Genomic DNA, 14,828 nt, shown 5'->3' with positions numbered 1-14,828 from the left:
CCGCTAGCGTGACCAGGTGACCGATGATCGTGCAGCAGCCCCTCGTCCCGGTGTCGACGTCCCCGATGCCCGTGGGCGGACCGGACTCGACGCCGTCGGCCGTGACCTCGACCGCAACCCCGACGTCGTCGTGCGGGACGTCGAGGTCGTGTCGGACGGCTGGCACGTGCTCCGTCGCACCACGCTCGACGTCCGGCGCCGGGACGGCCGGTGGGACCGACAGCAGCGGGAGACCTACGACCGCGGGAACGGCGCCACCGTGCTGCCGTACGACGCCGAGCGCCGTACCGTCCTGCTCACCCGGCAGTTCCGGTGGCCGGCGTACGTGAACGGGCACCCGGACGGCATGCTCATCGAGGCAGCGGCGGGGCTGCTCGACGAGGACGACCCCGAGACCGCCGTCCGCCGCGAGGCCGCCGAGGAGCTCGGCATCCGGCTGGGCGACCTGGTGCGCGTCGGCGACGTCTTCATGAGCCCCGGTTCGGTCACCGAGCGTGTCCACTTCTACGTCGGTGCCTACACACCGGCGGACCGGGTCGAGGCGGGCGGCGGGGTCGAGGACGAGGGCGAGGACATCGAGGTGCTCGAGCTGGCACTCGACGAGGCCCTCGCGATGGTCGAGGACGGCCGGATCGCCGACGGCAAGACGATCATGCTGCTGCAGTGGGTGGCATTGCGGTCAGTGGCACCGCGGCGGGTGTCACCCCGACAGGGCTGAGCCGTCCAGGCCCACCGCTCGGGCGATCGTCGTGCGGACCAGGCCCTCGCGGGTCGGTCGATCGAGGTAGTCGACCAGGGCGTACCCGTTGGTGGCGTCGACGAGCGCGAAGAGCAGGCGTCCCACGCCGTCCGGGTCGTCGGTCCGCAGCACGCCCGCGCGCACCCCGTCGACGACGACCGTGGTCGCGAGGAGCTGCCAGTCGTCCATGACGTCCCGTGCCGCGGTCGCCAGCGCCGCGTTCGTGCGGCCGATGCTCCACGCGTCGGCCCACAGGGTGGCGACGTCGTCGCGCGCGGGATCGGCGATGCAGCCGAGCAGGGTGCGGAGGCCGGAGACGGGGTCGGGCGCAGCGCCGACGATCGCGCGGACCTCGGCGACCTCGGCTGTCGCGACGGTGCGGAACGTCTCGCCGACCAGGTCCTCCATGCTCGGGCGGTAGTGGGCGACGAGCGACGGCGCGACCCCGATCACGGCGGCGACCCCGCGGAGCGTCACCGCCGCGAGGCCCTCGGCGCGCGCCAGGTCGACGGCGGCCGCCGTGATCTGGGATCCGCGTTCGGCCGGGCTGAGGCGCCGGCGGGCCGGTGTCGACGGCATCGTCCCACCGTATCCGCGGGTCACGCGCCTTCGACGACGAACGCCGCCCATAGGTCGGCCCGGGTCGCGAAGACGGAGAGGTCGCGGTCCAGGAGTCGGCCGGCGTGCTCGACCCGGGAGCGTGCGGTGTGGCGGTGGATGCCGAGCACCTGGGCGGCGCGGTCGTACTCGCAGTTCTGCTCGAGCCAGGCGCGGACGGTGCGGGTGAGCTCGGTGCCCGCCGACCGGTCGTGTTCGAGCAGTGGAGCGAGGAACGCGCGGGCGACGGCTCCGGCGTCGACGTCCACGTGGGCCAGGTGTGCGAGGACGCCCTCCCGGGCGAGGTCGCCGAACTCGGTGGTGCCCGGTCGTCCTTCGCGCCGACGGTCCAGGGCCTGCACGGCCTCGGTGCGAGCGCGGCCGAACGACCGGTACGCAGCACCGTCCGACAGGCCGGCCCGGAGGTCGAAGCGCCCGACCAGTTCCTCGACGATCGCGGTGTCGTCGGCGCTCACGCACAGGAAGAGGGCGTCGTCGACGGCGAAGAAGAGCTGTCCGGGCCGGTCCTGCACCCACAGTTCGAGCAGGTCGACGACGGTGTCGAGATCGTGGTCGTCGACGTCGAGGGCCGCGATCCGGACGGGTTCGGCGGGCAGGGGACCCCACACCTCGCGCGACGTCGACTGGACCACCTCCGGATCGCCGACCGAGAGCATGGTGAGCAGGCCGGTGCGCAGGAGCCCGCGTGCCCGGGCCAGCTCACGGTTCTGCTGCAGCGCGAGTCCGGCGAGGGCGATGACGGACGTCACCACCTCACGACCGGCGCGGTCGAGCGCACCGCCGTTCGCGATCGCGAGCACGCCGCTCAGGTGGCCACCGCTGCCGAGGGTCTGCAGGGTGAACCCGGTGTGGTGCTCGGTGGTCACCGGCAGGCTCGCCCGCTGTCCCGCGCGCAGCAGGCGCAGTGCCTCGCTCCGGAGCAGCTCGAGGTCCTGCGCGGGCACGCCGTCCGCCGGGTGCCCACGGTCCAGGCGCCCCGACACGTCGAAGAGCCCGACCCAGCCGTCGAGCTGCCCCGAGAGCTCGGCGATCGTGGCGCCGAGTCCGTCCGGGCGCATCGCCGCGAGCGAGATCGCCCGCTGTGCGGCGAGGGCCCAGGCGTTCCGGGCGTTTGCGTCGCGGGCGACCGCTTCGGCGTTCGCCTGCGCGACCGCGATGAACGAGGTCTCGTAGGGCACCTCGAACAACGGGAGTCCGTGCTGCGAACAGGCGGCGACGAGGGCGTCCGGGGTGCCGGCGCGGACGACCTCGGTGCCGAACCCGAGTGCGACGACGCCCCGCTCGACGAGTCGGCGGACGTAGGGGCCGGCGACGTCCTCCGGGACCTCGGCCTCGGCGCCGAACTGGGTGCCCGTGGTCAGCAGTCCCTGCCCGTCGGCCAGGAACGGCGTCGGGTCCTCGAGGTCGGAGCTGTGCAGCCACGACAGCGGTGTGTCGAGGGCGTCCGTGTCCGCGTCGGTCAGCGGGCGGAGGCGGAGGTCGGCACGGTGCAACAGGGAACGCAGCGTCGCGGGCATGGGAGCACCTTATCCACCGGGGCGATCGGGCCGGTGCTCGATGTACACGGTGGACAGCCGCCGTGGTCACCGCAGGCTCCTACCATCGCCGCATGTCCTCCACCGCAGCACCCTCGATCAGTGCGCCCACCGGCGGCCCCTCGCTGCCCCAGGAACGACGGCTCGTCACGGCCGTCCCCGGCCCCCGGTCACGCGAGCTCATGGCGCGGAAGGCCGGAGCCGTCGCAGCCGGGGTCGGCGTCGCCGTGCCGATCGCCGTCGTCGCGGCCGGTGGCGGGGTCGTCGTGGACGCGGACGACAACTCGTTCGTCGACCTGGGGTCCGGGATCGCCGTGACCAGCGTCGGCAACGCGCACCCCGCCGTCGTCGCCGCGGTCACCGAGCAGGTCGCTGCCTTCACCCACACGTGCTTCACGATCGCCGCCTACGACGGGTACGTCGCGGTCGCCGAGGCACTCAACCGGCTGACCCCCGGTGACCACGAGAAGCGCACGGCGCTGTTCAACTCCGGCGCCGAGGCCGTCGAGAACGCCGTGAAGATCGCCCGCAAGCACACCGGTCGGCAGGCCGTCGTGGTGTTCGACCACGCGTACCACGGCCGCACGAACCTCACGATGGCGCTCACCGCGAAGAACCAGCCCTATAAGGACGGCTTCGGACCCTTCGCGCCCGAGGTCTACCGGGTGCCGATGTCCTACCCGTTCCACGACGGGCTCTCCGGGCCCGAGGCGGCGAAGCGCGCGATCAGCCAGATCGAGAAGCAGGTCGGCGCGGCGAACACCGCGGCGCTGCTCATCGAGCCGATCCAGGGGGAGGGCGGGTTCGTCGTCCCCGCGCCCGGGTTCCTCACCGCCCTGTCCGAGTGGACCACGGCGAACGGCGTCGTGCTCATCGCCGACGAGGTGCAGACCGGCTTCGCGCGCACCGGGTCGATGTTCGCGAGCGAGCACGAGGGGATCGTGCCGGACGTCGTCACGACCGCGAAGGGCATGGCCGGCGGTCTGCCCCTGTCCGCCGTGACCGGGCGCGCCGAGATCATGGACTCCGCGCACGTCGGCGGGCTCGGCGGCACCTACGGCGGCAACCCGATCGCCTGCGCTGCCGCCCTCGCCGCGATCGACGCGTTCGAGCACGACGGGCTGATCGACCGAGCCCGCGAGATCGGGGACGTGCTGCTCGGACGACTCCGTGCCGCACAGACGACCGACCCGCGGATCGGCGACGTCCGCGGACGCGGCGCGATGGTCGCGATGGAACTCGTGGACCCCGCGACCGGAGAACCGGACGCAGCACTGACCGGGAAGGTGGTGCGGTCCGCGTTCGAGCACGGCGTCATCGCGCTGACCGCCGGCACGTACGGCAACGTCGTCCGGTTCCTGCCCCCACTGTCGATCGACGACGCCCTGCTCCACGAGGGACTCGACGTCGTCCTGGAAGGACTCGCAACAGCATGACCACCGGCACCACCACCGCCCCCGCGGCCGACCGCACCGACGCCGAACGCGAGCTGCTCGCCCGCGTCCCCACGGGCCTCCTGGTCGACGGCGCATGGCAGCCGTCGGCCGACGGCCGGACCTTCGCCGTCGTCGACCCCGCCACCGGCGAGACGCTGCTCGACATCGCCGACGCAACCCCCGAGGACGGTGTCCGAGCGCTCGACGCCGCGGAAGCGGCCAAGACGGGCTGGGCGACCACACCGCCGCGGCACCGCGCCGAGCTGCTGCGTCGCGCGTTCGACCTGCTGCAGGAACGGCGCGAGGAGTTCGCGCTGCTCATGACGCTCGAGATGGGCAAGCCGCTCGCCGAGGCCCGCGGCGAGGTCGCGTACGGCGGGGAGTTCCTGCGCTGGTTCTCGGAGGAAGCGGTCCGGATCGGCGGCTCGTACGGCACCAACCCGGAGGGCACCGGCCGTGCCACCGTCTCCCACAAGCCCGTCGGCACCGCGTTCCTCATCACGCCGTGGAACTTCCCGCTGGCGATGGCGACCCGGAAGATCGCACCGGCGCTCGCCGCCGGATGCACGGTCGTCGTGAAGCCGGCCGAACTGACGCCGCTCACGACCCTGCTGTTCGTCGACCTGCTGCGCGAGGTCGGTCTGCCCGCCGGGGTGGTCAACGTGGTGCAGACCACGCGGGCCGCCGACGTCTCCGCGACGGTGATCGCCGACCCCCGGCTCCGGAAGCTGTCCTTCACGGGCTCGACGCCGGTCGGACGCACACTGCTCGCCCAGGCGGCGCAGAACGTGCTCCGGACGAGCATGGAGCTCGGCGGCAACGCCCCGTTCCTGGTGTTCGCCGACGCCGACCTCGACCTGGCCGTGGAGGGCGCGCTCGCCGCCAAGTTCCGCAACACCGGGCAGGCCTGCACCGCCGCGAACCGGTTCCTGGTGCACGAGGACGTCGTCGACGAGTTCACGCGCCGGGTGACCGCACGCGTCGAGGCCATGCGGGTCGGACGCGGCACCGAGGACGGCGTCGCCATCGGACCGCTCATCGACGACCGTGCCGTCGACAAGGCGCACCGCCTGGTCACCGACGCGCTCGACCGCGGGGCGACGCTCCGCACCGGCGGACACCCGGTCGACGGCCCCGGCACCTTCTACGCGCCCACGGTCCTGACCGACGTGCAGCCCGGCAGCGACCTGCTCCGCGACGAGATCTTCGGACCCGTCCTGGCGATCCGGACGTTCCGGACCGAGGACGAGGCCGTGGCCGCCGCCAACGACACCGAGTACGGTCTGGTCGGCTACGCGTTCACCGAGGACCCGGCCCGCGGCCAGCGCCTGATGGAGCGGCTCGAGACCGGCATGCTCGGACTCAACACCGGGGTCGTCTCGAACGCGTCGGCCCCGTTCGGCGGGGTGAAGCAGTCCGGCCTCGGCCGCGAGGGCGGCGGCGAGGGCATCGCCGAGTACCTCGAGACCATGTACACGCTGACCCCGGGCCCGTTCCGGAGCACCACCACCGAAGGAGCAGCACGATGATCGAGAGCGACGTCGTCGTCATCGGAGCCGGTGTCACCGGCCTGACCGCCGCGAACCGCCTGCGCGCCGCGGGACTGACCGTCACGGTGCTCGAGGCGCGCGACCGTGTGGGGGGCCGCACCTGGACGAACGACATCGAGGGGGTCACGCTCGAGATCGGTGGCCAGTGGGTCTCGCCCGACCAGACCGCGCTGCTCGAGACCCTCGACGAACTCGGGCTCGACACGTACGACCGGTACCGCGAGGGCTCCAGCGTCTACGTCGACGCCGAGGGCACCCGCACCGAGTACACCGGCGACATCTTCCCGCTGCCCGAGGCGACGGCGAACGAGATCGAGCGACTCGTGACGGTCGTCGACGAGTACGTCGCAGCGGTCGACCCCGCGCGTCCGTGGGAGTCCCCACACGCGGCGGCACTCGACGAGGTCTCCTTCCGCGCCTGGCTCCACACGCTGAGCGACGACCGCGTCGCCACCGACAACGTCGAACTGTTCATCGCCGGCGCCATGCTCACGAAGCCGGCACACGCGTTCTCGGCACTGCAGGCCCTGCTGATGGCTGCCTCTGCCGGGAGCTTCACGAACCTGGTCGACGCCGACTTCATCCTGGACAAGCGCGTCGTCGGCGGGATGCAGCAGGTGTCGGAACGCCTCGCGGAGCGCCTCGGTGACGCCGTGCACCTCGACGCGCCGGTGCGCACCCTGCGCTGGACCGACGACGGGGTCGTCGCGCTCGCCGACGGCGGTCTCGAGGTCCACGCCCGGCAGGCGCTCGTCGCCGTGCCGCCGCCCCTGTACTCGCGGATCTCGTACGAACCCCCGCTGCCCCGTCGCCAGCACCAGCTGCACCAGCACCTGTCGATGGGCTTCGTCATCAAGGTGCACGCCGTCTACGACCGGCCGTTCTGGCGCGGCGCCGGGCTCTCCGGCACCGCGTTCAGCCCGTACGAGGTCGTGCACGAGGCGTACGACAACACCGAGCACGGCTCGGAGCAGGGCACGCTCGTCGGGTTCGTCTCCGACCAGCACGCGGACGACCTGTTCGCGCTGTCGGTCGAGCAACGGAAGGCCCGGGTGCTCGCATCGCTCGCGCACTACTACGGCGACGAGGCCCTGCGCCCGGTCGTGTACTACGAGAGCGACTGGGGCACCGAGGAGTGGACCCGCGGCGCCTACGCGGCGAGCTTCGACCTGGGCGGGCTCGTCCGCTACGGCGCCGACCAGCGTGCAGCCGTCGGTCCGATCCGGTTCGCGTCGAGCGACCTGGCCGGGCAGGGGTACCAGCACGTCGACGGTGCGGTGCGGATCGGGCGTGAGGTCGCCGACGAGATCCTGGCCGTGACCCCGGTCGCCGCCGGCTCGGGCGCTGCCGCCTCGTCCGTCTGAACGGGTGCAGCGCCGACCGCGCGTAGCGTCCGGGCCATGAGCGACACGACGGCGAACGGATCCAGCGACCCCAGCGAGGCCGAAGCGCAGTACACCGAGGACCTGCCCGACGGGTCGCCCACGGGCGACGCGACGAAGGACCCCGCGCAGGACAGCGACACGGACTCCGGCGGCGAGCCCGCCGACCCGCAGCAGTAGCGGCGACCGACGAGCAGACGGGAGGCACGGTGCCAGCTGGCACCGTGCCTCCCGTCCGTCGTGGAGCCGGGTCCAGAGCGTCCGTCAGCCGATGCGGATCAGCTTCTTGTTGACGAACTCGTCGGCCCCCAGGGGGCCGAGTTCGCGGCCGAAGCCGCTGCCCTTGACGCCGCCGAACGGCAGTTCGGGGCTGTCCGCGCCGACGATGTTGACGTAGACCATGCCGGCCTCGAGCCGGTCCGCGACGCGGAGTGCCTGGTCGGCGTCGGTCGTGAACAGGTACGAGCCGAGGCCGTACGGGGTGTCGTTGGCGAGTGCGACGGCGGCGTCCTCGTCGGCGACGCGGTACACGGCGGCGACGGGGCCGAAGAACTCCTCGCGGTACGCGTCGTTGTCCGGCGTGACGTCGGTGAGGATCGTCGGCACGTAGGCGTTGCCCTGGCGGTCACCACCGGTGACGACGGTCGCACCCTGCGCGACGGCGGACGCGAGCTGCTCCTGCAGCCGGTCCGCGGCGGTCCGGGACGACAGCGGGCCGAGCTCGGCACCGGGCACGGACGGGTCCGTCGGCGAGACCGCGGACATGGCCGTCGTGAACTTCGCCAGGAAATCGTCGTACAGGTCGTCCACCACCAGGAAGCGCTTCGGGGCGTTGCAGACCTGCCCGTTGCCCTCGAGGCGGGTCGTGACGGCGGACTCGACGACCGAGTCGAGATCGTCGGTGGACAGCACGATGAAGGGGTCCGACCCACCGAGCTCGAGCACGACCTTCGTGAGGTTCCGGCCGGCGATCTCGGCGACGGCGGCACCGGCGCGGGCGGACCCGGTCAGCGAGACCCCCTGCACGCGCGGGTCGGCGATGACGTCTGCGGCCTGGTCGTTCGTCGCGAAGACGTTCGTGTACGCGCCCTCGGGGAACCCGGCGTCGTGGAAGATGCGCTCGATCGCCAGGGCCGACTCGGGGCACTGCGGTGCGTGCTTGAGCAGGACCGTGTTGCCGATGAGCAGGTTCGGACCGGCGAACCGGGCGATCTGGTAGGCGGGGAAGTTCCACGGCATGATGCCGAGCAGCACGCCGATCGACGACTTCCGGATGAAGGCGCTGCCCTCGGAGCCGTCGGCCAGGGTGATCGGCTGGTCGGCGAGGAACTCCTCGGCGTGGTCGGCGTAGTAGTCGTAGATGTCGGCGCAGAAGTCCACCTCGCCCTCGGCCTGGTCGATCGGCTTCGCCATCTCGCGCACGATCGTGGCGGCGAGGTCGGCGTGACGCTCCCGGTACAGGTCCGCGACGCGGTGGAGCAGGGCCGCGCGGTCGGCGACGGTGCTGGTGCGGCCCCACTCGCCGTGGGTCTGGTGGGCGGTGGTGACGGCGGCGCGCAGCTCGTCGTCGGTGATGGTCGGGAACGTCTCGAGGGTCGTGCCCGTGGTGGGGTCGGTGACGGCGTACATGGCGTCCTCTCGTGGTGGGTCAGGCCTGGTCGGTCAGCTGCTTGTTGACGCCGGTAACCGGCTGGTTCTCGTCGAAGCTCTTCGGCAGCACCCGGAAGCCCTTCGTGATGACGAGCAGGTAGGCGAAGCCGATCGCAGCCCACACTCCTCCTGCGATCAGTGCGTCGGCGTGGAGCTGCGACCAGAGCACCCCCGTCAGGACCATCGCGAGGCCGGGCAGGACGATGTACTTCCACCGGTCACCCGCGGTGTGGCGGCGGCCCTGCCGGACGGCGAAGTGCACGATGACGCTCGCGTTGACGAAGGTGAAGGCGACGAGCGCGCCGAAGTTGATGTACGACGAGATGGTGTCGAGCGAGAAGCTCATCGCGAGCAGCGTGACCGCCCCGACGAAGACCACGTTGAACACCGGGGTGTGCGTGCGCGGGTTGACGTAGCCGAACACCCGCTTCGGCAGGACGTTGTTCCGACCCATCACCATGAGCATGCGGGCGACGCTCGCGTGCGAGGCGAGCCCCGACGCCAACGCGGCGACGAACCCGGCCGACACCAGGACCGCCTGGAACACCGGGCCACCGACGAGCAGGCCGATCTGGGGGAGCGGGTCGTCGGTGAACTCGCCGAACGGGGTGTTCGTCGGGAACCGCAGCTGCGCGAAGTACGCGGACACCAGGAAGATCGCGCCGCCGAGCAGCACCGTCAGCATGATCGCCTTCGGCATGATCCGGATCGACTTCGCCTCTTCCGTGTACATCGTCACGGCGTCGAAGCCGATGAACGAGAAGCAGACCACCGTCGCACCGGTGAGCAGGGCGGACATCGTCACGCCATCGTGCACGAACGGCTCGGTGCTCGCGATCGTGCCGGCCCCGGCACCGTGGACGAGTTCGATGACCGTGAAGACCACGAACGCGATCATCGCCAGGATCGCGCCGATGAGCAGCACCATGTTCAGGTTCGACGTGCCCCGCATCGACAGGCAGATCACCGTCGTCACGAACACCGTGTAGACGACGACCGTCACCCACGACGGCAGTGCCGGGAACACCTGCTCCAGGTAGAGCCGGATGATCAGGGCGTTCACCATCGGCAGCAGCAGGTAGTCGAGCAGGGACGCCCAGCCGACCATGAACCCGAGGTTCGGGTGCATGGACTCCCGCACGTACGTGTAGGCCGAACCGGCCGCCGGGTAGACCCGGACCATCTTCCCGTAGCTGATCGCCGTCAGGGCCATGATGACCAGCGCGATCAGGTACGCGCTCGGCACGGCGCCGTCGGTCTGCCCGGAGACGATGCCGAAGGTGTCGAACACCACCGTCGGGGTCATGTAGCCGAGGCCCAGGCCGACGATCGCCCAGAGTCCGAGGCTCCGCTTCAGGGAACCGCCGCGCGCAGGTGTTGCCGGTGCTGTCGGTGTGGGGACCGCGGTCGGTGATGCCATGTGCGTGGACTTCCCTGCTGGGTCGGGGGATGGGCAGCGCCGGAGCTGGGCTGGGCAGCGTCGCCCGGACTGGTTCGGAGCAACATACCGATGTGCGAGTGCTCGGTGGACCGGCCGCGGTGTACAGACGTCGGGCAGTTGCTGTACACCGCGGCGATGGCTCAGACCGCCGGCTGTTGCTGCGTGATGCAGTGCAGGCCGCCGCCGCGCGCGAAGACCGGACGAGCGTCGATCGAACGCACCTGACGACCCGAGTACACGTCGGCGAGGATGCCGCGGGCGCGGTCGTCGGCAACGGCGTCACCGAACGCGCAGGCGATCACGGCGCCGTTCAGCACCACGTGGTTGACGTAGTTCCAGTCGACCGGGCCGTCGTCGTCGGTCAGGGTCGACGGGGCCGGCAGTTCGACGATGGTCGCGTCCGTGGCCTGCTCGAGCGCCCGACGGATCTGCGGCATCACCAGGTGGTCCGGGTGGCCGGCGTCGGGCTGCGCGTGCAGCAGGACCGTGCCCGGATCGGCGAAGGTCGCGACCATGTCGACGTGGCCCCGGGTCCCGAACCCGTCGTAGTCACGGGTCAGGCCGCGGGGCAGCCAGACCACGTCCGTCGCGCCGATCGTCCGGGCGAGCTCGAGTTCGACGCGCTCGCGGTCGGCGTACGGGTTCCGTCGCGGATCGAGCTGCACGGTCTCCGTCACCAGGACCGTGCCCGTGCCGTCGACGTGGATCGCCCCGCCCTCGTTCACGAGCAGCGACGGGATCCGCCGCGCACCGGCGGCGGCCGCGACCGTGGCGGCGACCTCGGCGTCACGGGTCCACGTCGACCAGGAGTTCGCGCCCCAGCCGTTGAAGACCCAGTCCACGGCGCCGAGCTCGCCGGTCACGTCGTCGACGACGAACGTCGGCCCGATGTCGCGCATCCAGAAGTCGTCGAGGGGCGCTTCGAGCACCTCGACCGCGGTCGACAGCAGGCGACGAGCGTCGGCTCGCGCGACCGGGTCCACGACGATCGTGACGGGCTGGTGCTCGCTGATCGTGTTGGCGGTGGTCGCCCACGTCCGTCGCGCCGCCTCAGCGCTCGCCGCGTCGTCACCGAGCGTCAGGCCGGGGCGCGGGAACGCCATCCAGGTGCGTTCCTGCGGAGCCGTCTCGGGAGGCATCACCCACGTCATGCGCGCACCTCCGGTCCGGCGTCGGTCGCCGCCACCCCGATGGCCGCGTCGATCGCGTCGCGTGCGCCGTACGCGTGGCGGTCCTCGTCGACCGGGGCGACGAGCCCCGCGTAGAGGTCGGGGCGACGGGTCACGTAGAAGGGGAACAGTCGGAGCCACTCCGTCCGGGCCTCGAGGTCGAGGTCCGCCACGAGCACCGCGTCGGCGTCACGCGGCGCCTCGGCGAGCACGCGGCCGAACGGGTCCGAGATGAACGACGACCCGTAGAAGGTGATGTCGCCCTCGTCGCCCCAGCGGTTCGGGACGACCATGAACTGGCCGGCGGTGATGCCGTTCGCGACGATGACCTGCCGCCAGATCGGAGCGGTGTCGAAGTCCGGGAACGTCGGCTCGGAGCCGATCGCCGTCGGGTACACCAGGACCTCGGACCCGGCGAGGCCGTAGGACCGGGCCACCTCGGGGAACCACTCGTCCCAGCACGTCGGCAGTCCGACGCATGCGCCGAGACCCGCCGGCTCGTACACCGGGAAGGCGTCGTCGTCCGTCCCCGCGCGGAAGTACGTGTCCTCGTAGTAGCCGGCGCTGATCGGGATGTGGGACTTGCGGGTCCGACCGACCAGGGTGCCGTCGGGGGCGACGAGGACGGCGGTGTTGTAGCCGCGGGGGTCGTCGGGCTGGTCGTCGTCGGCAGGGCGCTCGTACAGCGAGGCGTGGACGAACACCCCGTGCTCGATCGCCTGTGCGCGGGCGAAGGTGACCGTCGGGCCGTCCTCGAGCGACTCGGCGAGGTCCTTCGGGACACCACTGGCCGGAGTGTCGCCGGGGTAGCGACGCAGGGTGAGCTCGGGCAGGAACACCGCCGCGGCGCCGTTGGCCGCCGCGGTGGCGATGCCGTCGGCGAGTTGTGCTCGGTGGGCAGCGGGGTCTTCGAGCCAACGCACCTGCACGAGGGCGACGCGGGTCGAGCGGCGGGGGGTGCCGGTGTCCTGGTGCAGCGGAGACGGGTGCGGGAGAGCGATGACGACGTCCATCCCGCCATTGTTGATCGCATGGTCAATGAGCGCAAGGCCCAGGGGGAGTTGGGTGGGGTGATGAGCGAACCCATCGTCACGCCGCTCGGCTTCTCGCACGTGCGCCTCACGGTCACGGACATCCGCCGGAGCAAGGCCTTCTACGAGCAGCTGTTCGGCATGTCGCCTGGCAGTGACTTCAGCGACCAGATCGACGACCCGACGATCCACGACGACCCGTGGCGGACCTACGGCGGGTGCTCGTTCACGTTCGGCGGGCAGACGCTCGGCCTGCGACCGGTCGCCCCCGCCGAGGACCGGTTCGATCCCGACCGAGTCGGCCTCGACCACGTGTCGTTCCGCGTCGGGTCCGTCGACGACCTGCACGCCGCCGTCGAGCGGCTGGACGCCGCCGGCATCGAGCACGGCGACGTCACCGACCTGCCGCCGTTCGGCCTGGTGATCCTGTCCGTGCAGGACCCCGACGACGTCAACCTGGAGTTCGCGGCACCTCGACCCTGAGTCGCGGTCCGCTGGTGTCCGCTTGCCGCGTCCGTCACCCGGACCTCCAGGTGCCACGGAAGCGGGGAGCGTTGCCTGATCGCGTCAGATCTCAGGAGGAGACAGCATGAGCAGGACCTGGTTCATCACCGGAGCGTCGAAGGGCTTCGGCCGCGAGTGGGCGGAAGCCGCCCTCGAACGTGGAGACTCCGTCGCCGGCACGGCCCGCGACACCGACGACGTGCAAGCACTCGTCGACCAGTACCCGGACACGTTCCTCGGACTGCAGCTCGACGTGACCGACCGTGCCGCGGACTTCGCGGCCGTGCAGCGCGCGGCGGAGCACTTCGGCTCGCTCGACGTCGTCGTGAACAACGCCGGCTACGGCCACTTCGGCATGGTCGAGGAACTCACCGAGGACGACGTCCGCGCCCAGCTCGAGACGAACCTGTTCGGAGCGCTCTGGGTGACCCAGGCCGCGCTTCCGATCATGCGGGAGCAGGGTTCCGGGCACGTCATCCAGGTCTCGAGCATCGGCGGGATCAGCGCGTTCCCGACCGTCGGCGCCTACCACGCGTCGAAGTGGGCGCTCGAGGGGCTGTCGCAGTCCCTGTCGCAGGAGGTCGCCGGCTTCGGCATCCACGTGACGCTCATCGAGCCGGGCGGCTTCTCGACCGACTGGTCCGGGCCGTCGTCGAAGAAGAGCGACGAGATCGCCGCGTACGCCGACGTCCGCGAGGCCGCGTCGAAGCGCCCGTCGGCCGCCGACCCCGGCAAGCCCGAGGCGACCCGCTCGGCGATCCTGAAGGTCGTCGACGCCGAGCAGCCGCCCCTGCGCGTCTTCTTCGGCAAGGCGCCGCTCGGCATCGCCGAGCAGGACTACGCGTCCCGCCTGGCGACCTGGCGCGAGTGGCAGCCGGTGTCGGAGGAAGCACACGGCGCCTGAGCGGCCTCAGCTGATGATGTTGACCGCGCGCGAGATGACCAGGGCCAGCAGGATGAACCCGCCGAGTGCCTGGTAGGCCATGATCATCTTCGCGCGCACGGTCATCGGCATCGTGTCCGTCGGGCTGAACGCGACCATGTTCGTCATCGCGACGTAGAGGTAGTCGAGGTAGACCGGTCGCCACGCAGCGGTCTTCGGGTCGGTCTCCTGTGGGAACTGGAAGTCTGCCTCGTCACTCGTCCACAGCTCCGGACGCCGTCGGGCCACCGGCCCGCCCCGGTCGAGCTCCCAGTACACGAGCCCGAACGCGATGATCGTGCTCACCCACACCTGCAGGGCGGTGAGCAGCACGGCACCGCCGTCCGCGTGGCCGCCGAGGAGCAGCTCGATCGTCCGGACCACGGTCAGCTGGTTCGCGACGGTGAGCAGGATCGCCAACGAGAAGGACACCCACCGCGACCAGGTCGTCTCGCGGGTCAGTCGCCGCGGGTTGAAGACGACGAGCGGGATCAGCAGCAGGACGCCGAGCACCGGGACCACCCATGACGGGAAGAACAGCACCTCGCTCGGCAGGAACAGGCTGAGCCCGAGGTTCACCAGGACGGCGATCGCCACCGGCGCGCGGTGCTCGTGCCGGGGTGTGGTCCGCGTCGTCGTCACGGCTCCGAGTGTGGCACTCGAACATCGTTCCGGGCCCGTGCGACCCGTGAGGGTCCGGTCAGTAGGACACCCGTGTCTCTCTCACCGGCACCTGGAACATCAGTAGGCTGGTGGCGGGCCGCGTCACCGCCGGAGCGTGGCCCGAGCAAGGATGAAGCCCACCGCTGGGCAAACAGCGATGGGCTTCGATTTGCTCTCCGAGTGGAGAA

At 71.4% G+C, this 14,828-nt stretch carries 14 protein-coding genes; 7 read left to right on the top strand and 7 right to left on the bottom strand.

Annotated features, from left to right (window positions below; genetic code table 11):
• Positions 1-16 precede the first annotated feature (16 nt).
• The gene (locus EDF23_RS04445; RefSeq protein WP_131920786.1) at positions 17-718 is read left to right on the top strand and encodes an NUDIX domain-containing protein; all 702 of its coding nucleotides are present in this window, start codon (positions 17-19) and stop codon (positions 716-718) included.
• Here the strand turns inward: EDF23_RS04445 and EDF23_RS04440 are convergent.
• A complete protein-coding gene (locus EDF23_RS04440; protein ID WP_133938095.1) occupies positions 701-1,318 on the bottom strand; it encodes a TetR family transcriptional regulator in 618 nt (205 codons plus the stop codon). The genes EDF23_RS04445 and EDF23_RS04440 overlap by 18 nt on opposite strands.
• Positions 1,319-1,338: 20 nt before the next feature.
• The gene (locus tag EDF23_RS04435; RefSeq protein WP_131920783.1) at positions 1,339-2,874 is read right to left on the bottom strand and encodes a PucR family transcriptional regulator; all 1,536 of its coding nucleotides are present in this window, start codon (positions 2,872-2,874) and stop codon (positions 1,339-1,341) included.
• Between the two features lie 92 nt (positions 2,875-2,966).
• Here EDF23_RS04435 and gabT point away from each other — a divergent pair, with 92 nt between their 5' ends.
• Genes gabT through EDF23_RS19110 form a run of 4 tightly spaced genes read left to right on the top strand, consistent with a single transcriptional unit; the run spans position 2,967 to position 7,440 of the window.
• Complete coding sequence (gene gabT / locus EDF23_RS04430) at positions 2,967-4,328, top strand: 4-aminobutyrate--2-oxoglutarate transaminase (protein ID WP_123937131.1); 1,362 nt, start codon at positions 2,967-2,969, stop codon at positions 4,326-4,328.
• A complete protein-coding gene (locus tag EDF23_RS04425) occupies positions 4,325-5,857 on the top strand; it encodes an NAD-dependent succinate-semialdehyde dehydrogenase (RefSeq protein ID WP_131920781.1) in 1,533 nt (510 codons plus the stop codon). Before gabT ends, EDF23_RS04425 begins: the two co-directional genes overlap by 4 nt.
• Positions 5,854-7,242: an NAD(P)/FAD-dependent oxidoreductase gene (locus EDF23_RS04420; protein WP_131920779.1), complete on the top strand. Its 1,389-nt coding sequence runs from the start codon at positions 5,854-5,856 to the stop codon at positions 7,240-7,242. The genes EDF23_RS04425 and EDF23_RS04420 overlap by 4 nt, the downstream gene beginning before the upstream one ends.
• Before the next feature lie 36 nt (positions 7,243-7,278).
• Positions 7,279-7,440: a hypothetical protein gene (locus EDF23_RS19110; protein WP_159572952.1), complete on the top strand. Its 162-nt coding sequence runs from the start codon at positions 7,279-7,281 to the stop codon at positions 7,438-7,440.
• Between the two features lie 84 nt (positions 7,441-7,524).
• Here EDF23_RS19110 and EDF23_RS04415 read toward each other — a convergent pair whose 3' ends face one another.
• The 4 genes from EDF23_RS04415 to EDF23_RS04400 all read right to left on the bottom strand — a co-directional run bounded on the left by EDF23_RS04415 (position 7,525) and on the right by EDF23_RS04400 (position 12,533).
• On the bottom strand, positions 7,525-8,889 hold the full coding sequence (locus EDF23_RS04415; RefSeq protein WP_131920777.1) for an NAD-dependent succinate-semialdehyde dehydrogenase: 1,365 nt from the start codon (positions 8,887-8,889) through the stop codon (positions 7,525-7,527).
• A gap of 19 nt (positions 8,890-8,908) precedes the next feature.
• Entirely contained in the window at positions 8,909-10,330 is a 1,422-nt protein-coding gene (locus EDF23_RS04410) for an APC family permease (protein WP_123937135.1), read from the bottom strand.
• A gap of 161 nt (positions 10,331-10,491) precedes the next feature.
• The gene (locus tag EDF23_RS04405; protein ID WP_131920775.1) at positions 10,492-11,502 is read right to left on the bottom strand and encodes an agmatine deiminase family protein; all 1,011 of its coding nucleotides are present in this window, start codon (positions 11,500-11,502) and stop codon (positions 10,492-10,494) included.
• Positions 11,499-12,533: a nitrilase-related carbon-nitrogen hydrolase gene (locus EDF23_RS04400; RefSeq protein ID WP_131920773.1), complete on the bottom strand. Its 1,035-nt coding sequence runs from the start codon at positions 12,531-12,533 to the stop codon at positions 11,499-11,501. Before EDF23_RS04400 ends, EDF23_RS04405 begins: the two co-directional genes overlap by 4 nt.
• Positions 12,534-12,593: 60 nt before the next feature.
• Here EDF23_RS04400 and EDF23_RS04395 point away from each other — a divergent pair, with 60 nt between their 5' ends.
• Positions 12,594-13,034 (top strand): VOC family protein, encoded by a 441-nt coding sequence (locus tag EDF23_RS04395; RefSeq protein WP_123339303.1) that lies wholly within the window; start codon positions 12,594-12,596, stop codon positions 13,032-13,034.
• A 106-nt stretch (positions 13,035-13,140) separates the two neighbouring features.
• The gene (locus tag EDF23_RS04390; protein WP_131920771.1) at positions 13,141-13,959 is read left to right on the top strand and encodes an SDR family oxidoreductase; all 819 of its coding nucleotides are present in this window, start codon (positions 13,141-13,143) and stop codon (positions 13,957-13,959) included.
• A 6-nt stretch (positions 13,960-13,965) separates the two neighbouring features.
• Here EDF23_RS04390 and EDF23_RS04385 read toward each other — a convergent pair whose 3' ends face one another.
• On the bottom strand, positions 13,966-14,619 hold the full coding sequence (locus tag EDF23_RS04385; protein WP_123937138.1) for a DUF1345 domain-containing protein: 654 nt from the start codon (positions 14,617-14,619) through the stop codon (positions 13,966-13,968).
• Positions 14,620-14,828: the final 209 nt, after the last annotated feature.

Source organism: Curtobacterium sp. PhB128, assembly GCF_004340725.1.
In the GTDB taxonomy this organism is placed as follows: Bacteria; Actinomycetota; Actinomycetes; order Actinomycetales; family Microbacteriaceae; genus Curtobacterium.
This window is presented reverse-complemented; position numbering and strand designations above follow the sequence as displayed.